A 21,894-nucleotide genomic window follows, 5' to 3' on the forward strand; every position below is an offset into this window, starting at 1 on the left:
CGACCAACAGATCCTTATGCGGGCCTCACGGGCGGCCGGCTGACAAGCATCTGTTAATATTCGGCAGCACCGGTGGAGAACAACTAGTGGAAGCCACTCAGCTGCGTCAGCTACCCGACGAAAGCCGACCTTTACTCAACAAGTTTTACCGAGCCCACCGCAGCCATATGCGAGCGCCGGCGGGCGCCCGCTACTGGGTCGCGGGGCACTCGGATATTCTTGCGGGCCTGTGTCTCACAGGCGTGGACGGCGGCAATTGGCTTACCGGTTTGCTGGTGGCACCGAGTCGCCGCAAGCAGGGATTGGGGCGGCGCTTGGTGGCGCAAGCCCTGGCTGGCTGCGAAGGGCCTGTATGGCTGTTTTGCGAGCCAAGAATGGTGCCGTTCTACACGCCACTGGGTTTCGCTGAGGCCACTGCATTGCCAGAGGCGCTCGCCTCCCGCTTGCAGCGCTATAACCAACACAAGATGCTTGTGGCGCTATGCCACGAGAACGAGAACGCCTGATGACTTTGACCGTTTTGAAGATCGCCACGGCCTGCCTGCTTGATGAGGCAGGACGCGTGCTAGTCGTACGCAAGCGCGGCACCCATGTGTTCATGTTGCCTGGCGGCAAGATCGAACGGGGGGAAACGCCAAGGCAGGCGCTCGGGAGGGAACTGCACGAGGAACTGAATCTAAAGGTAGACACGTCGCAGCTAGAGTCGCTCGGCCATTTCCAGTCGCGAGCGGCCAACGAGCCGGACCATTGGGTGGAAGCTGATGTCTTCTTCGGCCGCCTCAAAAGCTCGATAAAAGCACAGGCGGAAATCGATGCGTTGGACTGGCTGGAAGTACATGCAGAGCGGCAGGGGCACCTGGCGCCCCTGCTGCGAGAACAGGTACTTCCCGCACTGCGCAAAAGGCTGTTTGAAGACTAACCGAAGAGCATCAATCAGCAATCACGGAGAAATGGGATCACTTGCAGGAAACGTCTCTTCCAGAGCCTCATCCAGCTGGTCGTCATCAGCCTCATCTGGATCACGTTTGATGGGGTCTTTATTATCTTGCCCAGGCTGGGCAGGTTGATTAGGTCCATTGCCATTCATGGTGAATTCCTCTGAGTTAGGTCACGGCTCTTAGGCCATTCACCAGCGCAGTCGTTCGCGCACCCGTCTCTCGAAAAACTCCAGACAAAAAAAGGGGCGGGGGTTAACCCCCGCCCGCCTCCTTCCATACTTCCCTTTTTTTCCTACTCATCGTCCTGATGAAACCGCCTCCAGCGGTCGATCCTGCCCGACTTCCTTGCCGGCCGTGCTTGTCCCTGAGCACAGTTGCGATATTAGGCCATTGAGCGACAACGGCAACTGCGAATAATGCATGGTGGCAAACATGCCATCATTCAATAAGATTTAATTTATCAACAAAAACAGATAGTTAGATCAGCGATTGTTCAAAAATGGCGATCCGCTCGGATGATTTTGCTGCCTTTGCTTACAAGGCTTGTAAGCAAATACCTACATGAGGAATCGCCTACGCAGAAGTCAAAACAACTAGGAGTTAATCCTGCTTCTCGCGAAGGCCACTCAAGTAAAGTGCATCCGCATAGCGCAGACAGAATCGTGCCCCTATCCCGCAACAGGTAAGGGGCACCGAGGCCTAGCGGAACAGCGACTCACTCGAGAGGCCGTTACGCTCCAGAATCTCACGTAGGCGCTTGAGTGCTTCAACCTGAATCTGCCGAACCCGTTCCCGCGTCAGGCCAATTTCCTGGCCAACCTCTTCCAGCGTGCAGCTTTCATGGCCTCGCAGACCAAAGCGTCGAATAACCACTTCCCGCTGTTTCTCAGTCAAGTCGGATAGCCACTGATCGATGCTCTCGGACAGATCGTCGTCAAGCAAGAGTTCACACGGATCGCTCGGCCGGTCATCAGTTAGCGTATCGAGCAAAGTCTTGTCGGTGTCCGGCCCTAGCGAGACGTCAACAGAGGTCACCCGCTCATTCAGTCCCAGCATCCGCTTGACCTCGGCAACCGGCTTTTCAAGCAGATTGGCGATTTCCTCGGGACTGGGCTCGTGATCGAGCTTCTGCGTCAGCTCGCGCGCTGCCCGCAGGTATACGTTCAGCTCCTTGACCACATGAATAGGCAAACGAATGGTCCGGGTCTGATTCATGATCGCCCGCTCGATCGTCTGCCGGATCCACCAGGTGGCGTAGGTTGAAAAGCGGAAGCCACGCTCTGGGTCGAACTTCTCGACCGCGCGAATGAGCCCGAGATTCCCCTCCTCCACCAGATCGAGCAAGGACAGGCCGCGGTTGACGTAGCGCCGTGCGATTTTCACGACCAGCCGCAGGTTGCTCTCGATCATGCGCTTGCGCCCCGCCGGATCACCCTTCTGCGCGAGGCGCGCGAAGTGCACTTCCTGTTCGGGTGTCAGCAGGGGCGAAAAACCGATTTCGTTGAGGTAGAGCTGGGTGGCGTCGAGCGCGCGCGTGTAATCGATGAACTTGTGTTGCTTGACCGTTGCGGTCTTGGATTTGGTGCCAACTGAACCGACGCGCGAGATCTCGGTGATCGGATCTGCGCCCGAGGACGGTTCCATGAGTAGAACAGCATCGTCTACGTCAAACTCCGGCACTTCTTTTTTGAGAGCCATTATTGTTTTCCTGTTCTGAGTTCGACAACAGGCTTGGGCGGCACGCGTTCCCTGGCATCACTCAAGCCCCTCCTAGTGCCGGAACAGGTTTGGATCAAATCATCGTTTTGGCAGGTATTGCAGCGGATCTACAGGTTTGCCTTGGCGGCGAATCTCAAAGTGCAGTTTCACCCGGTCGGTTCCAGTCGATCCCATCTCGGCAATGGTCTGCCCAGCTTTGACTTGTTGCCCCTCCTGAACCAGCAGCCTGCGGTTGTGGCCGTAGGCACTTACATAGGTATCGCTGTGCTTGATGATCACAAGTTCGCCGTAACCCCGTAAACCACTGCCGGCGTACACAACAGCCCCATCAGAAGCAGCTAAAACAGGCTGTCCTAATTCCCCGGCGATATCAATGCCTTTATTCAAACTTCCGTTTGAGGAAAATCGGCCGATCACCGTCCCCCCTGCAGGCCATGCCCAACCACTGGCAGAACGGGTTACTGCCTTGATCGGAATGCTCGGCGCAGGAGGCTTGGCGGTCGGCAAGGTCGGCCGCGTCAAGGGAGGCGGCGTTGGCACCGGATTAGTAACGATGGTCGGTGTGCTGGTGACCGGGGGTTGAGGCGGAGGTGCCGAACGAGCGGCACGGGGTACCTGGCCGCTGAACCGAATCGTCTGCCCCGGATAGATCACATGCGGCGGGCGGATATTGTTTACCCGCGCCAGATCACGCCAATCCCACCCGAAGCGGAAAGCGATTGACCAGAGCGTGTCGCCGCGTTGAACGGTATAGCGACCGCTGGTGACACGGTCCCGATTGTTGCGATCAACGACGCTCACGCCGCCTGACGGCGAGCTGGTGCACCCGACCAATAATGAACCCGCCAACAAGGCGATAAGCGCGCCACGGATTGATGAACTGCGTATCCACCGCGTGCTGGCTGTCAGCTTCAATACCCGCTCCCTATGATCGACAAGTCGGTTCAGACGCTTTGCGCGACTGGCTGGTGACGGCCGGCAAACCACTCCAGCCCAAGCACCAGAGCGATGCCGGCGACCGCAAGAAGAATCGCCAGCAAAAGCTGCGGATCCTGCCCAGTCAGATCACCATAGGCACCCGGGAGCAGGTTCTGTTCCAGCAAGGGAACGGGCTCACCGTGCGAGTTGGTGCGCCAGGTCAGCGTCTCTTTCCAGGGCCAGACCTTGTTCAGCGAACCGAGCATCAGCCCGGTAAGAAACGCCAGGGTGAGGTCGCGCCAGCGACGTAAAACCCAGCTCAAAACACGTGCAAAGCTCAACAAGCCAACCAGACAGCCGGCGGCAAAGGTCAGCATGACGCCCAGATCCAGCGCTTTGACTGCGCCTAGTACCACGGGATACAGACCGAGCAGCACCAGAATGAAGCTACCGGATATACCCGGGAGGATCATGGCGCAAATCGCAATGGCACCGGCAAAGAACAGGCTGACACTGCTGGCGCTCCACTGCACGGGCGCCGCAACCGTAATCCAGTAGGCAAAGCCGATGCCCAGACACAGGCTGATCAATCGCGACAGGTTGCGACGCTGGATCTCTTTGCTGATCAAATGTACGGAAACCAGGATCAAACCAAAGAAGAAAGACCACACCGGAATCGGGTGTTGCTCAAGCAGATAGGTAATCAACTTCGCCAAGCTGAGCACGCTGGTCAGAATCCCGGCGAACAGCACCAGCAGAAAGGTGGCGTTAGCGATGCGCCATGCTTCTGCGATGCGCCCCCTCAACAGAGCCGGGATAGCATTCGGCACCGCGCCAATGGAGCGCAGCAATTCATCGTAGATTCCGGTTATGAATGCCACGGTCCCGCCCGATACGCCAGGCACCACATCAGCAGCGCCCATCGCCATGCCTTTGACGTACAACAGCAACGCGTTTTTCATGCTTCCATCCGCTGTGATCAAACTACAGGTCCATTGAGCAGCGGCACGAAGCGCACGGTATCCAGCAGGTGGCGGGAAAAACCGTCTTCCTCTCGAATGATCAGCATCAATTGCTGGACTTCGCCAACCCCGACCGGAATCACCAGCCGCCCGCCGGGGGCCAGTTGATCGAGCAGAGCCTGGGGCACGTCGGCTGCCGCCGCGGTAACGATGATGCCGTTGTAAGGAGCCAACGCAGGCCAGCCCTCCCAGCCATCACCCCAGCGAAAGACCACGTTACGCAACTTGAGTTCGACCAGGCGCTCTTTAGCGCGGTCTTGCAGCGCCTGGATACGCTCTACCGAGAACACCCGTTCTACCAGCTGCGCCAATACCGCTGTCTGGTAGCCCGATCCCGTTCCGATCTCCAGCACCTTGTCCAATGGGCCGTCAGCCAGCAGCAATTCACTCATACGCGCCACCATGAAGGGTTGCGAGATGGTCTGGTTGTGGCCGATAGGCAGCGCGGTGTCTTCATAGGCGCGATGAGACAATGCCTCATCGACGAACAGATGTCGGGGCGTGCGACGAATCACCTCGAGCACGCGAGGGTCTGACAGTCCTTCTTCGTAAAGCCGCTGGATCAGTCGGTCACGGGTGCGCTGTGAGGTCATCCCGGTGCCATGGCGCAGCAGGTCATCGGATCCGCGGTTCACAACACGCCCTCCAGCCAACTGTCGAGGCCTTCAAAGGCTTCATGAAAGGTTCGGTCCAACTGCAGTGGCGTAATCGAAACGTAGCCCTGCATGACCGCATGAAAATCGGTGCCTGGCCCGCCATCTTCGACATCACCAGCTACCGATATCCAGTAACCGTCCTTACCACGCGGATTAGCCTGCCGCACTGGCGGCTTGGCCCTGCTGCGATGGCCCAGGCGGGTCAATTGAATTCCCCGGACGTGATCCAGCGGCAGATTGGGCACGTTGACGCTCAACACCGTACGCGGCGGTAGCTCAAGCGAGGCCTGATGTTCAACCAGCTTGCGCGCGACATAGGCCGCAGTCGGCAAGTTATCGGTCAACCGCGACACCAGGGAAAACGCGAACGCGGGCTTACCGGTGAATCGGCCTTCGATGGCCGCGGCGACGGTGCCGGAGTACAGAACGTCGTCCCCGAGATTGGCGCCCAGATTAATACCGGAAACCACCATGTCAGGCGCGTCTTCAAGCAAGCCGTTAATGCCCAGGTGGACGCAATCCGTCGGAGTGCCGTTCACGCCGATGAAACCATTCGGCATGGTCGTGGGATGAAGCGGGCGATCCAGGGTCAGCGCACTGCTGGCGCCGCTCATGTCCTGAATTGGGGCAACTACCCTGCACTCGGCATAATCCGCCAGCGCGTCATAAAGCGCGGCGAGCCCAGGTGCATACACCCCGTCGTCGTTGGCGATCAGAATACGCATCAGATGTCCGTCTGCCCTGCCAGGCTGACCAGTTCGCGCACCACAGCAGTGGCAAAGCACCCGGTCGGCAGGACGAATTCAAGTTGCAGAATGTCAGGCTCGGGATAATGCCACGACAAGCCGCCCATGGGGAGGCGAAGAATGCGCCGTTCATGCTTCATTCCGGCTTCTGCGAGCCACTTGGCGATTGACGGCTCCGTTGCGGCAACCTGCATCTCCAGCGCTTGAACATCGCCCGAGGCGGGCGATTCGCCTGCGCCCCACAGAGGGCCGGTCGGATGCAGATCCAGCATGGCCAGCCTCGGGTCGCTGCATTCGGCTTCGCCTGCCGGGAAGAAGCTGCGGCTGTCGGTGAATGCCAGCAGATCACCGATTCGTGCCTGATTCCAACTACCCGCCGCAACTCGCTCAGCTAACACGCGATTGAACAGATAACTACGCCCCGCCGATAGCAGACGTGAGCGAAGGTTGCGCTGTACGGGAAGTTCCTGCCGATTCGCATACTCGCGGGCGCCGTGGACATTTCCGCCCTCATGACCGAAGCGCTGCAGGCCAAAATAGTTAGGCACACCCTCGGTCTTGATTCGCTCGAGACGCGCATCGAGTTCGGCGTGATCGGCCTTCAGCTCCGTCAAGCGTAGGGTAAAGCCATTGGCCGAATGGGCACCGCGTTGCAGTTTTCGCTGATGCCGGCCGCGCTGGAGAATCTTCAGGGTTTCGTCTTCCGCCTTGGCCAGCTCCGGATCGGCTTTGCCCGGTAGATGCAGGCTGAACCATTGGCGGGTCAGTGCCTGACGATCCTTCAAGCCGGCGTAGCTGATGTTGCGCGCAGGAACACCAGCAGCCCGCGCCAGGCGTCGCGCAGCCTCCTCGGTATTGAGGTTGCGCTTCTCCACCCAGAGCCACAGATGCTCACCGGCACCAGACAAAGGGATGTCGAGGACCTCGTCGACCTGGAAGTCTTCCGCTACAGCCTTGAGCACGGCGGAGCCACAGGCCCCTCCGTGCGCCCTTGGGCCGAGCAACTGGTCATCGGTCATGCTTCGACCAGCAGCGCGACAGCATGCACGGCAATGCCTTCTTCACGTCCGGTAAAACCAAGCTTCTCGGTAGTGGTGGCCTTGACGTTGACCTGACCCAGGTCGACCTGCAGATCTTCGGCGATCAGGGTTCGCATTGATTCGATATGTGGCGCCATCTTCGGCGCCTGGGCGACGATCGTGGCGTCGACGTTGCCGACCTTCCAGCCCTTGCTCTGCACCTGCTTGAGCACGTGACGCAGTAAAACGCGGCTATCGGCGCCTTTGAACGCCTGGTCAGTGTCAGGGAAGTGCTTGCCGATATCGCCAAGCGCCGCCGCACCGAGCAATGCGTCGCTGAGAGCGTGCAGCAGCACATCGCCGTCCGAATGCGCGAGCAGACCGAACCTGTGAGGAATCCGCACCCCGCCGAGGGTGACGAAATCGCCCTCACCGAAACGATGCACGTCATAGCCGTGGCCGATTCGCATAGTCATAGCCCTCGAAAAGTTCAGCCCGCGATTCTACAGGACAGCAGCAGCCATTGAAGTCGCAGCGGTGAGAAGCCTGCAGATCAATGCCGACGATAACCACCATCAACCAAATCGATCTCATATCGTTTTTCAACGATATATAGTTCGCTCCATCGCGATATACCGAACCGGACCACAGCATGCCCGACGAACTGGACGACATCCTCAAGGCAATTGCCCACCCTTTGCGGCGGGAAATTCTGGCCTGGCTGAAAGAACCGCAGCGCTATTTCTCCGAGCAGCACCATTCGCTGGAAAACGGGGTCTGCGCCGGGCAGATCGACCAGCGCGCCGGGCTGTCGCAATCCACGGTTTCGGCCCATCTGGCAACACTGCAACGAGCGGGACTGATCACCAACCGCAAGGTCGGTCAGTGGCATTTTTTCAAACGCAACGAACCGGCTATCGAAGCCTTCGTAGCCCGTCTTGGCCGTGAACTCTGAGCTTCGCAGCCCTCACCTTTAAAGGAGCAGCATCGCAATGCCTACACTTTTCGACCCGATCAAGATTGGCGAACTGGAACTGGCCAACCGCATCATCATGGCCCCACTGACCCGCTGTCGCGCCGAGCCTGGCCGGGTGCCGGGTGACTTGATCGCCGACTACTATGCCCAGCGGGCCGATGCCGGCCTGATCATCAGCGAAGCCACCTCGGTCACACCGATGGGCGTCGGTTACCCGGACACTCCCGGGATCTGGTCGGCCGAGCAGGTCCAGGGTTGGAAAAAGGTAACCGATGCGGTCCACGCCAAGGGCGGCAAGATCGTCCTGCAACTCTGGCACGTTGGCCGGATTTCCGACCCGATCTACCTCGACGGACAGCTTCCAGTGGCGCCCAGCGCCATCAAGCCCGCCGGCCATGTAAGCCTGGTGCGGCCGATGAAGGACTACGAAACACCACGCGCCCTTGAGACCGAAGAAATCGCTGGCATTGTCGAGGCGTACCGCAAGGGCGCCGAAAACGCTCGAGAAGCCGGGTTCGACGGCGTGGAAATTCACGGCGCCAATGGCTATCTGCTCGATCAGTTCCTCCAGGACGGCACCAACAAGCGCACCGATGCGTACGGTGGGTCGCTGGACAACCGTGCCCGGTTGCTGCTTGAAGTAACCGACGCAGCAATCAGTGTCTGGGGCGCTGGCCGCGTTGGCGTGCACCTCGCACCACGCGCCGACTCGCATGACATGGGTGACTCCAATCGTGCAGAAACCTTCGGTTATGTCGCACGTGAGCTGGGCAAGCGCGGCATCGCCTTCATCTGCACCCGTGAGAAAGCCGGCGAGGACAGCCTAGGCCCGCAACTGAAAGAGATCTTCGGCGGCGTTTACATCGCCAACGAGCGCTTCACCAAGGAACAGGCCAACGCCTGGCTTGAGGAAGGCAAGGCTGACGCGGTTGCATTCGGCATCCCCTACATCGCCAACCCCGACCTGGTCGAGCGCCTACACAAGGACGCTCCACTCAACGAGCCTCGGCCTGAATTGTTCTATGCGAAGGGCGCCGAAGGTTACATCGATTATCCATCGCTCTAGCTCCTTGCGATGGAAGGCCCGACCGGGCAACCGGTCGGGCCTTTTTTCTTGCAGCGAACTGCGCCTTTTCGGTTGGTAGCCACTAGGGAGGCATCTGAAACACCGGCGGCGGCCGCTTCGTGAGCAAGCTCGCTCCCGCGAAACGTGAGCACGGCCGGCACTAGTGTCACCGCGCCTGTCGCACAGTACCTGTCCCCACTAAAACCTTGCGCCGCGTAGAACCGTTGTAGCCGCGAGTTGCTCGCGATAGCTGCGGCACAGGTTCACCAGCGAGGTCGGCCCTACCGTCAACGCAGCAGATTTCAACCCTTCAACGCCTGCGCATGATGATGCAGGTGATCGTCGATAAAGCTGGCAATAAAGTAATAGCTATGGTCATAGCCCGGCTGGATGCGCAGCGTTAGTGGATGTTGCGCCGCCCTTGCGGCAGCCTCGAGAGCATCGGGCTTGAGCTGATCAGCCATGAAATCATCACGATCCCCTTGGTCGACCAGTATCGGCAACTTCTCTTGCGCCGTGGCTATCAAGGCGCAGGCATCCCATTCACGCCAGCGTGAGCGGTCTTCCCCGAGGTAATTGGAAAACGCCTTTTCGCCCCATGGGCAATCGGCTGGGTTGCCAATCGGCGCGAAAGCCGATAGCGACTGATACCGTCCGGGATTCTTCAGCGCGCACACCAGCGCACCGTGACCACCCATGGAATGCCCGCTGATGCCGCGCTTGTCCGATGCCGGAAAGTTCGCCTCGATCAGAGCCGGCAATTCATCGACCACATAATCGTGCATGCGGTAGTGCTGAGCCCAGGGCTCCTGGGTCGCGTTCAGGTAGAAACCCGCACCAAGACCGAAGTCATAGGCGGCGTCCGGATCATCCGGAACGCCGGGTCCGCGCGGGCTGGTATCTGGCGCGACGATAATCAGGCCGAGTTCGGCGGCAAGCCGATGCGCACCCGCTTTCTGCATGAAATTTTCATCGGTACAGGTCAGGCCGGACAGCCAGTACAACACGGGCAGCTTTTCGCCCTGCTCCGCCTGGGGCGGCAGGTATACGGCAAACACCATGTCGCAGTTCAAACTGGCAGAGCGGTGGCGATAACGCTTGTGCCAGCCACCGAAGCTCTTCTGGCAGGAAATGTTCTCGAGGCTCATGGACTCTCCTGAAGCGGGCCGGTGGTGTTCGCCTGAAAAAGGCGAAGCGCCACGGCCCGACATGCTGAATCAATAGTGGATGACGGTCCGAATGCTCTTGCCTTCATGCATCAGATCAAATGCCTGGTTGATCTCGTCCAGCCCCATATTGTGGGTGATGAAGGTATCCAGCGGGATTTCACCGGTCTGCGCCTTCTCCACATAGCTCGGCAGTTCGGTACGCCCTTTGACGCCGCCGAACGCGCTGCCACGCCAAACGCGGCCCGTCACCAGCTGGAACGGACGAGTGCTGATCTCCTGACCGGCGCCGGCCACGCCGATGATCACCGATTCTCCCCAGCCTTTATGCGCACATTCCAGCGCGGCGCGCATCAGCTGGACGTTGCCGACACACTCGAATGAATAGTCAACGCCACCATCGGTCATCTCGACGATGACTTCCTGAATCGGCTTGTCGTAATCCTTCGGATTGATGAAGTCGGTCGCGCCCAGTTCTTCGGCGATAGCGAACTTGGACGGATTGATGTCGATCGCGATGATCCGGCTGGCCTTGGCCATCTTCGCCCCGATGATCGCCGCCAGGCCGATGCCGCCCAGGCCGAATACCGCTACAGTCGCGCCCTCTTCAACCTTGGCGGTGTTAAGTACCGCGCCGATTCCGGTGGTGACGCCGCAACCCAGCAGGCAGACCTTGTCCAGCGGCGCTTCCTTGGGAATCTTCGCCACCGAAACCTCAGGCAACACGGTGTACTCGGAGAACGTCGAAGTTCCCATGTAGTGGTAAATCGGCTGGCCGTTGTAGGAGAACCGCGTGGTGCTGTCCGGCATCAGGCCCTTGCCCTGGGTGGCGCGCACCGAGCTGCAGAGGTTGGTCTTGCCGGATTTGCAGAATTTGCATTGGCGGCATTCGGCGGTGTACAGCGGAATCACGTGATCGCCAACTGCCACCGAGGTAACGCCCTCGCCGACAGCTTCGACGATGCCGCCACCTTCGTGACCAAGGATGCATGGGAAGACACCTTCAGAGTCTTCGCCGGAGAGCGTGTACGCGTCGGTGTGGCAGACGCCCGTCGCGACGATGCGCACCAGCACCTCGCCAGCCTTGGGCGGTTCGACGTCCACCTCGACAATTTGCAGAGGCTGATTGGGGGCAAACGCGACTGCGGCACGGGACTTGATGGTCATGGCTGGCTTTACTCGTAGATGGATGGTGAAGCGCAGTGTAGTTTCATCAGCGAACAGGGTTAATAAGCTGATCGTGGAAACATTATTGCCAGTTAGGGATAATCAGGCCCCGTACCGAAAGGATGGCTTATGAACCGGTGGGAAGGCCTGGACGAATTCGTGGCAGTCGCTGAAGCGGGCAGCTTCATGCGCGCCGCCGAACATCTGCGCGTATCGTCATCCCATGTAAGTCGGCAGGTGGCACGGCTGGAAGAACGCCTGCAGGCCCGCTTGCTCTATCGCACCACCCGGCGTGTATCGCTGACCGAAGCCGGCCATACCTTTCTCTCTCGCTGCCAACGTTTGATCGAAGAACGCGACGAAGCCTTTCACGCCATCAGCGACCTGCATGCCGCACCCACAGGATTACTGCGCATGACCGCTGCAGTCGCTTACGGCGAGCGCTTCATCGTGCCGCTGGTAAACGAATTCATGGCGCAGCACCCTCAATTGCGGGTCGACATCGAGCTGTCCAATCGCACACTCGACCTGGTACAGGAAGGCTACGACCTGGCCATACGCCTGGGCCGACTCAGCGAATCGCGGCTGGTCGCTACGCGCATCGCCCCGCGGGCAATGTATCTGTGCGCGGCGCCGAGCTACCTCGAACGCTACGGCCGGCCTCACACGCTTTCCGAACTGGCGCGGCACAATTGTCTGGTAGGCACCGGCGACACCTGGATGCTGCAGATCGATGGCCGCGAGCAGCCATTCAAGCCGTCTGGCAATTGGCGGTGCAACAGCGGTCAGGCGGTGCTGGACGCTGCGCGAAGGGGCTTCGGGCTATGCCAGCTTCCGGACTATTACGTCCAGGAGCCGCTGCGCCGTGGTGAACTGGTTTCCGTGCTGGAAACGCATCAGCCACCGAACACTGCCGTGTGGGCCGTCTATCCACAACGGCGTTATCCGCTGCCGAAGGTCCGCCTGTTAATTCAGGCGCTGAAGGACGGCCTCGCAACTCGCCCTGAATATCGCAACGAACGCGATTGAGTTGCGACTGCGCCGCGCGTCCGACTGGGGATTTCAGGCGGAACCCGACTTAACCCACCACGTCGAAATTCTGAAGCCGGTGCCTCCGGCCCTCTGCTTGAGCGAGCCGGCCAATCAATCAGGAGGACATCATGCAGATTCTGGTGAACAGCAATCATAGCGTCGACGTGACCAGCAACCTTGAGGAGCACGTGAAAGCGACGGTCGAGAGCGAACTGGAGCGCTTCGACGATCAGCTGACCCGAGTCGAAGTTCATCTCAACGACGAGAACAGCGGTAAAAGCGGCCCGCAAGACAAGCGCTGCCAGATGGAAGCGAGGATCAAGGGACACGAGCCCATTTCGACCAGCCACAAAGCGGACTCGCTGAATCTTGCCATCGACGGCTGCGCAGAGAAACTAAGCCATGCCCTTGCCCATGCGCTAGACAAGAAACTCAACCATCACTGAATGCCGCTTGATGCGACCCACCAAAGCGGGCCGGTGGAGCTCCATGAGGAACTGAATCATCTGACAACGAGTGAGGCCGTACATGAACAGATTGCTCGATCGCGAAACCATGTCCCAACTGCTGGCAAAACGCGAAGCACCCTGCCTTTCGCTATATCAGCCCACCCACCGTAGTTTTCCCGAGCGTCAGCAGGACCCGATTCGCTTCAAACACCTTGTCCGCGAGCTCGAAGACTCGCTCAAGCAGCAAGGCCGTGGCGACCAGGCCAAAGCGCTGCTGAAGCCGTTCCACGATCTGATCAACGATCCCGAATTCTGGAACTCCAATCGCGATGGGCTTGCTGTCTTTGCTGCCGCGGACTACTTCGAGGTATTTCGCCTGCAGCGCAGCGTTCCAGAGCTCGCTGTCGCCAATGATCGTATGCACCTTAAGCCATTGCTGCGCATCGCGCAGTCGGCCGACCGCTATCAGATATTGGCGATCACCCTTGACTCGGTTCGTCTGTTTGAAGGCAACCGCGACGGCATTGACGAAGTCCGCCTGGGCGAAGGCGTACCGAAAACCGTTGAGGAGGCGCTGGGCCGCGAGCTGACCGAAAAAGGACAGACCGGATTCCCGCAAGGCTACAGCCGCGCCAGCGAGCGTGGCGATCCGATGCAGGTGGAGAGCGGAGGTGCCGGGCGCCAGGACGAAATCGATCGCGACCGTGAGCGTTTCTTCCGTGAAGTGGATCGCGCGATTCTTGAGCATCACAGCCGCAAGTCGCGACTGCCGCTGATCCTCGCCGCACTGCCGGAGCATCAGTTCCATTTCCGCAAACTCAGCCATAACGAATTTCTACTGCCGGAAGGCATCGAGAACGATGCGTCATTGCTGAGCCATGACGAACTCCGCCAGAAGAGCTGGATGGTCATGCAGCCGCGCTACATCAAGCGGCTGGAAGGTTTTATCAACCAGTACGGCGAATCGCGAGGTCAGGGACTTGCGACCGATCAGCTTGAGCAGATCGGCCAGGCGACACTCGAAGGCCGTGTTGCAACGCTTCTGGTAGAGGCAGAGCGGCAAATCCCAGGTGTTGTGGACAAGCAGCAAGGCACAGCAGTCGCTGTGGAAGACAACTCAGCGACCACGCCCGATCTGCTCGATGAACTGACCATATGGACGCTGGAACAAGGTGGCGAGGTAATCTCGGTCCCTACCGAACGCATGCCGACTGAAAGTGGTGCTGCCGCAATCTACCGCTACTGATCACATCGGCCTCGCCACCGCCAGGCGGGCCGCAGTGCTCTACATAGCGATCCGAACAGCGCTGGGCTCAAGATTTCCAGCGCTGTTCCAACCACTGAAGATCCTCGGGCCGGGTGATCTTGAGATTGTCAGCCCGCCCTTCGACCAGACGCGGGTGATGCCCTGCCCATTCAAGCGCGGACGCTTCATCAGTCACCGCTACCCCGCTGGCAAGCGCATCCGCCAAAGCCTCGCGCAACGACCCAAGCCGGAACATCTGTGGGGTAAACGCCTGCCAGATAACGCTGCGATCAACTGTTTCCTGGACGCGGCCGTCCGCATCCGCACGCTTCAGCGTATCGCGCGCCGGAACGGCGAGCAGCCCACCGACAGGATCGTCGGCAAGCGTCTCAAGCAGTTGATTTAGATCTGTGACTGCCAGGTTGGGTCGGGCAGCATCGTGCACCAATACCCAATCACTGTCCGAGGCGCCGAGGCCGGATAGCTTCTGCAACCCGCACAGCACGGAGTCGGCTCGCTCACTGCCGCCATTGGCCTGATGAACACGCGGATCTGCCGAGCAAGCGAGATCAGGCCAATAGGCATCATCGTTTGCGACGCAGACCACCAGCCCCAGGAGTTGGGGATGATCCAGGAAACAATCCAGCGTGTGCTCGAGGATGGTCTTTCCAGCCAACTGCAGATATTGCTTGGGACGGTCGGCCCGCATGCGACTGCCAATGCCGGCAGCCGGGATCACGACCCAGTAAGGCGGGAGATGGGGTGCGCTCATTCGGTGAGTTGAAAGAGAGTTTCGCCCTCTTTGACCATGCCCAGCTCATGGCGCGCACGCTCTTCCACCGTTTCCATACCCTGCTTGAGCTCCCTGACTTCGGCTTCGAGAATCCGGTTTCGCTCAAGCAACCGCTGGTTCTCGCCCTGCTGCTCGGCGATCTGCTTGTTCAGTCCGCTGACTTGAGCGAGGCTGCCCTCGCCGACCCACAGGCGATACTGCAAGCCACCCAGCAGCAGGATCAGGACAACAAACAACCAGTAGGGACTGCGCATGGAAGGCATGGATCGAATTCGATTGGTTTCCAGGAACGTTGTATAAGCGGCGGTCAGCGACATGATCCGGCTTTCCTTTACTGCCTAGCGCATTGCCGTGCGGCGACCTTAACAGCGCTGACGGTTATCCACAAAAAAGGGCGACTAACGCCGCCCTTTTCTAGCATGCCCCAGCTTTTCTAGCGATAGCCAGATCAGCCGCGGAACTCGGCACGCCCGTTGTAAGCGGCTTTTCCGCCGAGCTGCTCTTCGATACGCAGCAGCTGGTTGTACTTGGAAACGCGGTCGGAACGGCACAGCGAACCAGTCTTGATCTGACCAGCAGCCGTTCCTACGGCGAGATCGGCGATGGTGCTGTCTTCGGTTTCGCCGGAGCGGTGCGAGATCACCGCCGTGTAACCAGCGGCCTTGGCCATCTGGATGGCTTCCAGGGTTTCGGTCAGCGAGCCGATCTGGTTGAACTTGATCAGGATCGAGTTACCGATGCCCTTCTCGATGCCTTCCTTGAGGATCTTGGTGTTGGTCACGAACAGGTCGTCGCCTACCAACTGAACTTTGCTACCGATCTTGTCAGTGAGCACCTTCCAGCCATCCCAGTCCGACTCGTCCATGCCGTCTTCGATGGAAATGATCGGGTAGCGTTCGGACAGGCCGGCCAGATAGTCGGCAAAACCAGCGGCATCGAACACTTTGCCTTCACCGGCCAGATCGTATTTGCCGTTCTCGAAGAATTCGCTGGAGGCGCAATCGAGTGCCAGAGTGACGTCGTCCCCGAGCTTGTAGCCGGCGTTAGCCACTGCTTCGACGATAGCAGCCAGCGCATCTTCGTTGGATGCCAGATTCGGAGCGAAACCACCTTCATCACCGACAGAGGTGCTCAGGCCACGGGCCTTCAACACGGCTTTCAGATGATGGAAGATTTCGGCGCCCATGCGCAGAGCGTCAGCGAAGGACTTGGCGCCGACCGGCTGCACCATGAACTCCTGGATATCGACATTGTTGTCAGCGTGTTCGCCACCGTTGATGATGTTCATCATCGGCACCGGCATCGAGTACTCACCCGGTGTGCCATTGAGGTTAGCGATGTGCGCGTAGAGCGGCAGGTCCTGATCCTGCGCAGCGGCTTTGGCAGCAGCCAACGACACGGCGAGGATAGCGTTGGCACCCAGCGAGGCCTTGTTTTCGGTACCGTCCAGCTCAATCATGGCGCGGTCCAGCGCCTTCTGATCCAGCGGATCCTTGCCCAGCAGCAGATCACGGATAGGGCCATTGATGTTGCTGACGGCTTTCAGCACACCTTTGCCCATGTAACGGCTCTTGTCGCCATCGCGCAGTTCCAGCGCCTCGCGCGACCCAGTGGAAGCACCGGACGGCGCGCAGGCGCTACCGGTAATGCCGTTATCCAGGATAACGTCCGCTTCAACAGTGGGATTGCCACGGGAGTCGAGAACCTCACGCCCTTTGATGTCGACGATCTTTGCCATTTTTATTAACACTCCGTAGATAGCTTCAAGGCTTCAAGCAGTTTCGATTGGCGCAAAATTCTTTATCAGGTCATCCAGCTGCTTGAGCTGGGTGAGGAAGGGTTCGAGCTTGTCCAAACGCAGCGCACAGGGTCCATCGCACTTGGCATTTTCGGGATCCGGGTGCGCTTCAAGGAACAACCCGGCCAGGCCCTGGCTGAGGCCGGCCTTGGCCAGATCGGTAACTTGTGCACGACGACCACCAGCCGAGTCGGCGCGGCCACCCGGCATCTGCAGCGCATGTGTGACATCGAAGATCACCGGATATTGCATCCGCTTCATGATGTCGAAGCCGAGCATGTCGACGACCAAGTTGTTGTAGCCAAATGAGGAGCCGCGTTCGCAAAGGATCAGTTGATCATTACCGGCTTCTTCACACTTGGTGAGGATGTGCTTCATTTCCTGCGGCGCGAGAAACTGCGCCTTCTTGATATTGATCACCGCACCGGTCTTCGCCATCGCAACCACCAGATCGGTCTGCCGAGACAGGAAGGCGGGCAGCTGAATGATGTCGCACACTTCAGCAACCGGCTGGGCCTGATGCGGCTCATGCACATCGGTAATCACCGGCACGCCGAAGGTCTTCTTCACATCTTCAAAGATGCGCATCCCCTCTTCCAGGCCAGGGCCGCGGAAGGAGTTGATCGAGGAGCGATTGGCCTTGTCGAAACTGGCCTTGAAGATATAGGAAATACCGAGTTTCTCGGTGACCTTCACGTAGGTTTCGCAGATTTGCAGCGCAAGGTCGCGAGATTCCAGTACGTTCATGCCACCGAAGAGCACGAACGGTTTGTCGTTGCCGATCTCGATATTGCCGACGCGGATGGTCTTCTGGCTCATGCCCTGCCCGCCTTATGATCCAGCGCAGCCTTGACGAAGCCGCTAAACAGCGGATGACCATCGCGCGGCGTTGAGGTGAATTCGGGGTGGAACTGGCAGGCTACGAACCACGGATGATCCGGTGCTTCTACCACTTCGACCAGCGCGCCGTCCCCGGAACGACCGGTGATTTTCAGCCCGGCCGCCTCCAGCTGCGGCAACAGGTTGTTATTCACCTCATAACGGTGGCGGTGACGCTCGACGATGCGTTCCTTGCCATAGCAAGCAAAGACATTAGAGCCCGCTTCGAGGCCGCATTCCTGCGCACCCAGGCGCATGGTACCGCCCAAATCGGACGCATCGGTACGGGTTTCCACGGTGCCTGTGGCATCCGCCCACTCAGCGATCAGACCGACGACTGGATGGCCGCTGTCCTTGTCGAACTCGGTCGAGTTGGCATCGGTCCAGCCGAGTACGTCACGGGCAAACTCGATCACTGCGACCTGCATGCCGAGACAGATACCCAGATAAGGGATTTTGTTTTCGCGGGCATATTTGACAGTGGCAATCTTGCCTTCCACGCCGCGCAGACCGAAACCGCCCGGAACCAGGATCGCATCCATGCCTTCCAGCAGACCGGTGCCCTGGTTTTCGATGTCTTCGGAGTCAATGTAGCGAAGGTTCACTTTGGTACGGCTCTGAATGCCAGCGTGGCTCATTGCTTCGATCAGAGATTTGTACGCATCCAGAAGTTCCATGTACTTACCGACCATGGCGATGGTGACTTCCTTCTCGGGGTTCAGCTTGGCATCGACCACACGATCCCATTCGGACAGATCCGCGCCGCCGCACTCCAGACCGAAGCGCTCGACCACAAAGTCGTCCAGACCCTGAGCATGCAGCACTCCAGGAATCTTATAGATGGTATCGACGTCCTCCAGGCTGATCACCGCTCGCTCTTCGACGTTGGTGAACAACGCGATCTTGCGCCGTGAGGAGACATCGATCGGGTGATCGGAGCGGCACACCAGTACGTCCGGCTGCAGACCGATGGAGCGCAGCTCCTTGACCGAATGCTGAGTCGGCTTGGTCTTGGTCTCACCAGCCGTGGCGATATAAGGCACCAGGGTCAAGTGCATGAGCATCGCGCGCTTGGCGCCGACCTCGACACGCAACTGACGAATCGCCTCGAGGAACGGCTGCGACTCGATATCGCCGACCGTTCCACCGACTTCCACCAGCGCCACGTCAGCATCTCCAGCACCCTTGATGATGCGGCGCTTGATCTCGTCAGTGATATGGGGGATGACCTGAATGGTCGCGCCCAGGTAATCACCGCGGCGTTCGCGCCGTAGTACGTCTTCGTAGACGCGACCGGTGGTGAAGTTGTTGCTCTTGGTCATTGTCGTGCGGATGAACCGCTCGTAATGACCCAGGTCGAGGTCGGTCTCGGCGCCGTCATGGGTGACGAACACCTCACCGTGCTGGAACGGGCTCATGGTGCCCGGATCCACGTTGATGTAAGGGTCCAGCTTGAGCATCGTGACCTTCAGGCCCCGCGCCTCCAGGATGGCCGCCAATGAAGCCGAGGCGATGCCTTTCCCCAATGAAGAAACAACACCACCCGTGACGAAGATGTAGCGCGTCATGAAAAACCCTAGAAGTCTGCGTTAAGCGGCTAGCGCCGCCGGGGGAAAGCGAAGGTGCTACTGCGCCTGGGGCGGCAATAGCTCAACTGCCACGGTTTTCGAAGAAAGCCGCAGAAGCTGTGTTGGGACGGGAGCGTAGTCTACTCGAAAGACCCTATCAGCTCAAACCTGGCGTCGGCCGGCGGCGACCAATGAAGCGACAGGGCTTGAGCATCGAACTGCGGCAGATTGGCTACCGCAACGAGCTCACCGTTTAGGAAGAGCAACGGTAGACGCGAGCGTACGAACCCTGGCATTCCAGCCTCATTGAGCAGCCGCTTGAGATCACGACGGCCACGGCCGGGAATGCTCAATGACTCGCCGCCCTGACGATAGCGCACCTGCAGCGCGCCCTCCCCAGCGTCGCCACTCAAGCGAAGGAGGCCATTGTCTGGCAGATGCAGATCGGTGTCCGGCTGCGGCCAATCGACAGACCCCGCCACCGTGGTCAACCAGGGTCCTGAAAGCCACCAGATGCACCCATCGCCTTTATGCAGCTCGCCAGCGGCCAAGCGCCAGACCGGCGCGGCATCCGGATTAGCATCGCGCAGCGCATCCCACCCAGCCCAGTGATCGCTGTCGGGAAGTGCAGTCAAATCTACCAACCAGTAACGCAATGCGTTGCGCTGTCGAGCCGGGCTGAGCAACGCTAAAGACGACAACGAGAGCTTTGGCATCGGCAACCATTGATACCGCCCCTGCTGGCGCGCCTCGCGCAGATCAATCTCTGCCAGTTCATTCAGCAACTGCTGCGCCTCGCCCAGATGTGTGGCGGTGCGCGCCATGTTTTCCACGGCTCGCGGCCAGCGCTGCCGAAGCACGGGCATGACACGATGGCGCAGGAAGTTCCGGGCATGCCCTGTGCACTGATTGCTCGGGTCCTCGACCCAGTTGAGCCCCTGTACTCGCGCATAGGCTTCCAGCTCGCCCCGCCCGATATCCAGCAAGGGCCGCACCAACCAGCCATCACCCAGCGCGCGTACCACAGGCATGCCGGCGAGCCCGCGCACCCCCGCACCGCGCAGCAGGCGAAAGACCAGGGTCTCTGCCTGGTCGTCCCGGTGCTGGCCAGTAAACAACACCTCGGCAGTGTTTAGGCAGTCGCTGAATGCCGTATAGCGCGCAGCTCGCGCGGCGCTTTCGAGGCTCGGGCCTGCCTGGACCTGCACTCGCACTACCTGCAGCTCGATACCCAGTGTCTGACAGATGGACCGGCAGTGTGCGGGCCACCCATCAGCCGCTGGCTGCAACCCATGGTGGACATGGATCACATTTATTGGCGGGAGTTTTTCGCGAGACGATAAGCGCACCAACAGGTGCAGTAGCACAGTGGAGTCAAGCCCTCCGGAAAATGCCACACACCAGCGCGGCGCTGTACGCCAGGGTTGCAACGTATCAAGCAGCCGAGACTCAAGAGACATTTGATTGCAACTCAGAAAAAACAAATATCAGCATAAGCTGAAAACGGACGCATGCTAGCCAGCCGCTTGGATCGTTGCGGTACCGAGGCAGCGCTGGAAAAGCCAGTTGAGCAGGCACAAAAACGGCGGGAAAACCCGCCGTTTTTATTGACCTACCGCTTGATTATCAGGCGATTCCGTAGCTCATCAGACGCTCGTAACGCCGCGCTAGCAGCGCTTCGGTGTCGAGCCCTCTGAGCATGTCGAGCTGAGCGGTCAGCTCGTCACGCAGCGACGCGGCAACCACCGCCGGATTGCGATGAGCACCGCCCAACGGCTCGGCTATGATTTTGTCGACGATACCGAGGTTTTTCAGGCGTTCAGCGGTGACACCCATGGCTTCGGCAGCTTCCGGCGCCTTGTCAGCGGTGCGCCAGAGAATCGAAGCGCAGCCTTCCGGCGAGATGACCGCATAGGTCGAGTACTGCAACATGTTCAGTTGATCGCAGACGCCAATGGCCAGCGCACCGCCGGAACCACCCTCGCCAATCACAGTGGCGATGATGGGTGTCTTCAACCGCGCCATGACTCGCAGGTTCCAGGCAATCGCTTCGCTCTGGTTGCGCTCTTCAGCGTCGATACCCGGATAGGCGCCGGGAGTATCGATGAAAGTCAGAATCGGCATCTTGAAGCGCTCGGCCATTTCCATCAGACGGCACGCCTTGCGGTAGCCTTCCGGACGCGGCATGCCGAAGTTGCGGCGTACCTTTTCGCGGACTTCACGGCCCTTCTGATGCCCGATGATCATCACCGGCTCGCCATTCAAGCGAGCAGTGCCGCCGACGATCGCGGCGTCATCGGAGAAGTGGCGATCGCCATGCAGCTCTTCGAATTCGGTGAACAGATGGTTGATGTAGTCCAGCGTGTAGGGGCGCTGCGGGTGGCGGGCCAGACGAGCGATCTGCCAACTGGTTAGATTGCCGAAGATGCTCTCGGTGAGCGACTCGCTCTTGTCCTGCAGGCGGGCAATCTCATCGCCAATGTTCAGCGAGTTGTCGTTACCAACCAGGCGCAATTCTTCGATCTTGGCTTGCAGGTCGGCGATCGGCTGTTCGAAATCGAGAAAATTCGGGTTCATAGGCATCCGTCATGCGTCGACGGCCAGGCGGCCGGGAGCTGTTCCGTTTTTTGCGCCCTACCTTACGGGACGGACGCATTCAGGTCGAACAAAATGTTCGCAAACATGGCCCAATCCAGGATCGGGCCGGTTCAGGACGCCGAATGGGTCTCGCACCTG

Annotated in this window: 23 protein-coding genes and 1 pseudogene; 7 read left to right on the forward strand and 17 right to left on the reverse strand. The window is 59.4% G+C overall.

Translation table 11 applies throughout. The features are described from left to right. Positions 1-86: 86 nt before the first annotated feature. The gene (locus BUE09_RS20370; RefSeq protein WP_073300810.1) at positions 87-506 is read left to right on the forward strand and encodes a GNAT family N-acetyltransferase; all 420 of its coding nucleotides are present in this window, start codon (positions 87-89) and stop codon (positions 504-506) included. Then, on the forward strand, positions 506-919 hold the full coding sequence (locus BUE09_RS20375) for an NUDIX hydrolase (RefSeq protein WP_073300811.1): 414 nt from the start codon (positions 506-508) through the stop codon (positions 917-919). The genes BUE09_RS20370 and BUE09_RS20375 overlap by 1 nt, the downstream gene beginning before the upstream one ends. A 21-nt stretch (positions 920-940) precedes the next feature. On the opposite strand, the gene BUE09_RS20380 is transcribed toward BUE09_RS20375, so the two are convergent. The 8 genes from BUE09_RS20380 to ispF all read right to left on the reverse strand — a co-directional run bounded on the left by BUE09_RS20380 (position 941) and on the right by ispF (position 7,488). Further along, a complete protein-coding gene (locus BUE09_RS20380; RefSeq protein WP_167369780.1) occupies positions 941-1,087 on the reverse strand; it encodes a hypothetical protein in 147 nt (48 codons plus the stop codon). 550 nt (positions 1,088-1,637) lie between these two features. Then, complete coding sequence (gene rpoS / locus BUE09_RS09835; RefSeq protein ID WP_019342417.1) at positions 1,638-2,636, reverse strand: RNA polymerase sigma factor RpoS; 999 nt, start codon at positions 2,634-2,636, stop codon at positions 1,638-1,640. A gap of 99 nt (positions 2,637-2,735) precedes the next feature. Then, positions 2,736-3,572 (reverse strand): peptidoglycan DD-metalloendopeptidase family protein, encoded by an 837-nt coding sequence (locus tag BUE09_RS09840; protein WP_303622743.1) that lies wholly within the window; start codon positions 3,570-3,572, stop codon positions 2,736-2,738. Between the two features lie 29 nt (positions 3,573-3,601). Further along, positions 3,602-4,537 carry a polyprenyl-phosphate transporter gene (locus BUE09_RS09845; RefSeq protein ID WP_073300812.1) on the reverse strand — a complete coding sequence of 312 codons (936 nt, stop codon included), beginning with the start codon at positions 4,535-4,537 and terminating at the stop codon, positions 3,602-3,604. A gap of 17 nt (positions 4,538-4,554) precedes the next feature. Further along, positions 4,555-5,190: a protein-L-isoaspartate(D-aspartate) O-methyltransferase gene (locus BUE09_RS09850; protein ID WP_029404859.1), complete on the reverse strand. Its 636-nt coding sequence runs from the start codon at positions 5,188-5,190 to the stop codon at positions 4,555-4,557. A 38-nt stretch (positions 5,191-5,228) separates the two neighbouring features. Beyond that, positions 5,229-5,978 carry a 5'/3'-nucleotidase SurE gene (surE, locus tag BUE09_RS09855; RefSeq protein WP_073300813.1) on the reverse strand — a complete coding sequence of 250 codons (750 nt, stop codon included), beginning with the start codon at positions 5,976-5,978 and terminating at the stop codon, positions 5,229-5,231. Next, on the reverse strand, positions 5,978-7,018 hold the full coding sequence (truD, locus tag BUE09_RS09860) for a tRNA pseudouridine(13) synthase TruD (protein ID WP_073300814.1): 1,041 nt from the start codon (positions 7,016-7,018) through the stop codon (positions 5,978-5,980). Before truD ends, surE begins: the two co-directional genes overlap by 1 nt. Further along, complete coding sequence (gene ispF, locus BUE09_RS09865) at positions 7,015-7,488, reverse strand: 2-C-methyl-D-erythritol 2,4-cyclodiphosphate synthase (RefSeq protein WP_073300815.1); 474 nt, start codon at positions 7,486-7,488, stop codon at positions 7,015-7,017. The genes truD and ispF overlap by 4 nt, the downstream gene beginning before the upstream one ends. 182 nt (positions 7,489-7,670) lie before the next feature. On the opposite strand from ispF, the gene BUE09_RS09870 reads away from it, so the two are divergent. Continuing rightward, complete coding sequence (locus tag BUE09_RS09870; RefSeq protein ID WP_073300816.1) at positions 7,671-7,973, forward strand: ArsR/SmtB family transcription factor; 303 nt, start codon at positions 7,671-7,673, stop codon at positions 7,971-7,973. A 37-nt stretch (positions 7,974-8,010) separates the two neighbouring features. Next, positions 8,011-9,060 carry an alkene reductase gene (locus BUE09_RS09875; RefSeq protein WP_073300817.1) on the forward strand — a complete coding sequence of 350 codons (1,050 nt, stop codon included), beginning with the start codon at positions 8,011-8,013 and terminating at the stop codon, positions 9,058-9,060. 302 nt (positions 9,061-9,362) lie between these two features. On the opposite strand, the gene fghA is transcribed toward BUE09_RS09875, so the two are convergent. Together fghA and BUE09_RS09885 are read right to left on the reverse strand one after the other, a co-directional pair. Then, entirely contained in the window at positions 9,363-10,208 is an 846-nt protein-coding gene (gene fghA, locus BUE09_RS09880; RefSeq protein ID WP_073300818.1) for an S-formylglutathione hydrolase, read from the reverse strand. Positions 10,209-10,277: 69 nt separating this feature from the next. Then, positions 10,278-11,393: an S-(hydroxymethyl)glutathione dehydrogenase/class III alcohol dehydrogenase gene (locus tag BUE09_RS09885; protein WP_073300819.1), complete on the reverse strand. Its 1,116-nt coding sequence runs from the start codon at positions 11,391-11,393 to the stop codon at positions 10,278-10,280. 129 nt (positions 11,394-11,522) lie between these two features. Between BUE09_RS09885 and BUE09_RS09890 the strand changes: the two genes are divergently transcribed. The 3 genes and pseudogenes from BUE09_RS09890 to BUE09_RS09900 all read left to right on the forward strand — a co-directional run bounded on the left by BUE09_RS09890 (position 11,523) and on the right by BUE09_RS09900 (position 14,120). Then, the gene (locus BUE09_RS09890; RefSeq protein ID WP_073300820.1) at positions 11,523-12,422 is read left to right on the forward strand and encodes a LysR family transcriptional regulator; all 900 of its coding nucleotides are present in this window, start codon (positions 11,523-11,525) and stop codon (positions 12,420-12,422) included. A 131-nt stretch (positions 12,423-12,553) separates the two neighbouring features. Continuing rightward, a pseudogene (gene hpf / locus BUE09_RS09895) lies at positions 12,554-12,853 on the forward strand (ribosome hibernation-promoting factor, HPF/YfiA family); the annotation flags it as partial. A gap of 100 nt (positions 12,854-12,953) precedes the next feature. Further along, positions 12,954-14,120 carry a baeRF3 domain-containing protein gene (locus BUE09_RS09900; protein WP_073300822.1) on the forward strand — a complete coding sequence of 389 codons (1,167 nt, stop codon included), beginning with the start codon at positions 12,954-12,956 and terminating at the stop codon, positions 14,118-14,120. Positions 14,121-14,187: 67 nt separating this feature from the next. On the opposite strand, the gene ispD is transcribed toward BUE09_RS09900, so the two are convergent. The 7 genes from ispD to BUE09_RS09935 form a co-directional block, all read right to left on the reverse strand. Beyond that, the gene (gene ispD / locus BUE09_RS09905) at positions 14,188-14,892 is read right to left on the reverse strand and encodes a 2-C-methyl-D-erythritol 4-phosphate cytidylyltransferase (protein ID WP_073300823.1); all 705 of its coding nucleotides are present in this window, start codon (positions 14,890-14,892) and stop codon (positions 14,188-14,190) included. Further along, the gene (gene ftsB / locus BUE09_RS09910) at positions 14,889-15,167 is read right to left on the reverse strand and encodes a cell division protein FtsB (RefSeq protein WP_073301032.1); all 279 of its coding nucleotides are present in this window, start codon (positions 15,165-15,167) and stop codon (positions 14,889-14,891) included. The genes ispD and ftsB overlap by 4 nt, the downstream gene beginning before the upstream one ends. 194 nt (positions 15,168-15,361) lie before the next feature. Further along, on the reverse strand, positions 15,362-16,651 hold the full coding sequence (gene eno, locus BUE09_RS09915; protein WP_073300824.1) for a phosphopyruvate hydratase: 1,290 nt from the start codon (positions 16,649-16,651) through the stop codon (positions 15,362-15,364). Positions 16,652-16,684: 33 nt separating this feature from the next. Next, on the reverse strand, positions 16,685-17,530 hold the full coding sequence (gene kdsA / locus BUE09_RS09920; protein ID WP_073300825.1) for a 3-deoxy-8-phosphooctulonate synthase: 846 nt from the start codon (positions 17,528-17,530) through the stop codon (positions 16,685-16,687). After that, positions 17,527-19,158: a CTP synthase gene (locus BUE09_RS09925; RefSeq protein ID WP_073300826.1), complete on the reverse strand. Its 1,632-nt coding sequence runs from the start codon at positions 19,156-19,158 to the stop codon at positions 17,527-17,529. The genes kdsA and BUE09_RS09925 overlap by 4 nt, the downstream gene beginning before the upstream one ends. Before the next feature lie 140 nt (positions 19,159-19,298). Further along, positions 19,299-20,618: a tRNA lysidine(34) synthetase TilS gene (gene tilS, locus BUE09_RS09930; protein ID WP_073300827.1), complete on the reverse strand. Its 1,320-nt coding sequence runs from the start codon at positions 20,616-20,618 to the stop codon at positions 19,299-19,301. A gap of 166 nt (positions 20,619-20,784) precedes the next feature. Then, positions 20,785-21,735, reverse strand: coding sequence for an acetyl-CoA carboxylase carboxyltransferase subunit alpha (locus BUE09_RS09935; RefSeq protein WP_073300828.1), 951 nt, complete (start codon positions 21,733-21,735; stop codon positions 20,785-20,787). Positions 21,736-21,894 lie beyond the last annotated feature (159 nt).

This window comes from Stutzerimonas xanthomarina DSM 18231, from assembly GCF_900129835.1.
GTDB classification, from domain to species: domain Bacteria; phylum Pseudomonadota; class Gammaproteobacteria; order Pseudomonadales; family Pseudomonadaceae; genus Stutzerimonas; species Stutzerimonas xanthomarina.

Excerpts from the sequence above, each read along its gene's own strand:
- BUE09_RS20375 (WP_073300811.1), top strand. The coding sequence starts at position 506 with ATGACTTTGACCGTTTTGAAGATCGCCACGGCCTGCCTGCTTGATGAG.
- BUE09_RS20380 (WP_167369780.1), bottom strand. The coding sequence starts at position 1,087 with ATGAATGGCAATGGACCTAATCAACCTGCCCAGCCTGGGCAAGATAAT.
- rpoS (WP_019342417.1), bottom strand. The coding sequence starts at position 2,636 with ATGGCTCTCAAAAAAGAAGTGCCGGAGTTTGACGTAGACGATGCTGTT.
- BUE09_RS09845 (WP_073300812.1), bottom strand. The coding sequence starts at position 4,537 with ATGAAAAACGCGTTGCTGTTGTACGTCAAAGGCATGGCGATGGGCGCT.
- BUE09_RS09850 (WP_029404859.1), bottom strand. The coding sequence starts at position 5,190 with ATGACCTCACAGCGCACCCGTGACCGACTGATCCAGCGGCTTTACGAA.
- surE (WP_073300813.1), bottom strand. The coding sequence starts at position 5,978 with ATGCGTATTCTGATCGCCAACGACGACGGGGTGTATGCACCTGGGCTC.
- truD (WP_073300814.1), bottom strand. The coding sequence starts at position 7,018 with ATGACCGATGACCAGTTGCTCGGCCCAAGGGCGCACGGAGGGGCCTGT.
- ispF (WP_073300815.1), bottom strand. The coding sequence starts at position 7,488 with ATGCGAATCGGCCACGGCTATGACGTGCATCGTTTCGGTGAGGGCGAT.
- BUE09_RS09870 (WP_073300816.1), top strand. The coding sequence starts at position 7,671 with ATGCCCGACGAACTGGACGACATCCTCAAGGCAATTGCCCACCCTTTG.
- BUE09_RS09875 (WP_073300817.1), top strand. The coding sequence starts at position 8,011 with ATGCCTACACTTTTCGACCCGATCAAGATTGGCGAACTGGAACTGGCC.
- fghA (WP_073300818.1), bottom strand. The coding sequence starts at position 10,208 with ATGAGCCTCGAGAACATTTCCTGCCAGAAGAGCTTCGGTGGCTGGCAC.
- BUE09_RS09885 (WP_073300819.1), bottom strand. The coding sequence starts at position 11,393 with ATGACCATCAAGTCCCGTGCCGCAGTCGCGTTTGCCCCCAATCAGCCT.
- BUE09_RS09890 (WP_073300820.1), top strand. The coding sequence starts at position 11,523 with ATGAACCGGTGGGAAGGCCTGGACGAATTCGTGGCAGTCGCTGAAGCG.
- BUE09_RS09900 (WP_073300822.1), top strand. The coding sequence starts at position 12,954 with ATGAACAGATTGCTCGATCGCGAAACCATGTCCCAACTGCTGGCAAAA.
- ispD (WP_073300823.1), bottom strand. The coding sequence starts at position 14,892 with ATGAGCGCACCCCATCTCCCGCCTTACTGGGTCGTGATCCCGGCTGCC.
- ftsB (WP_073301032.1), bottom strand. The coding sequence starts at position 15,167 with ATGCGCAGTCCCTACTGGTTGTTTGTTGTCCTGATCCTGCTGCTGGGT.
- eno (WP_073300824.1), bottom strand. The coding sequence starts at position 16,651 with ATGGCAAAGATCGTCGACATCAAAGGGCGTGAGGTTCTCGACTCCCGT.
- kdsA (WP_073300825.1), bottom strand. The coding sequence starts at position 17,530 with ATGAGCCAGAAGACCATCCGCGTCGGCAATATCGAGATCGGCAACGAC.
- BUE09_RS09925 (WP_073300826.1), bottom strand. The coding sequence starts at position 19,158 with ATGACGCGCTACATCTTCGTCACGGGTGGTGTTGTTTCTTCATTGGGG.
- tilS (WP_073300827.1), bottom strand. The coding sequence starts at position 20,618 with ATGTCTCTTGAGTCTCGGCTGCTTGATACGTTGCAACCCTGGCGTACA.
- BUE09_RS09935 (WP_073300828.1), bottom strand. The coding sequence starts at position 21,735 with ATGAACCCGAATTTTCTCGATTTCGAACAGCCGATCGCCGACCTGCAA.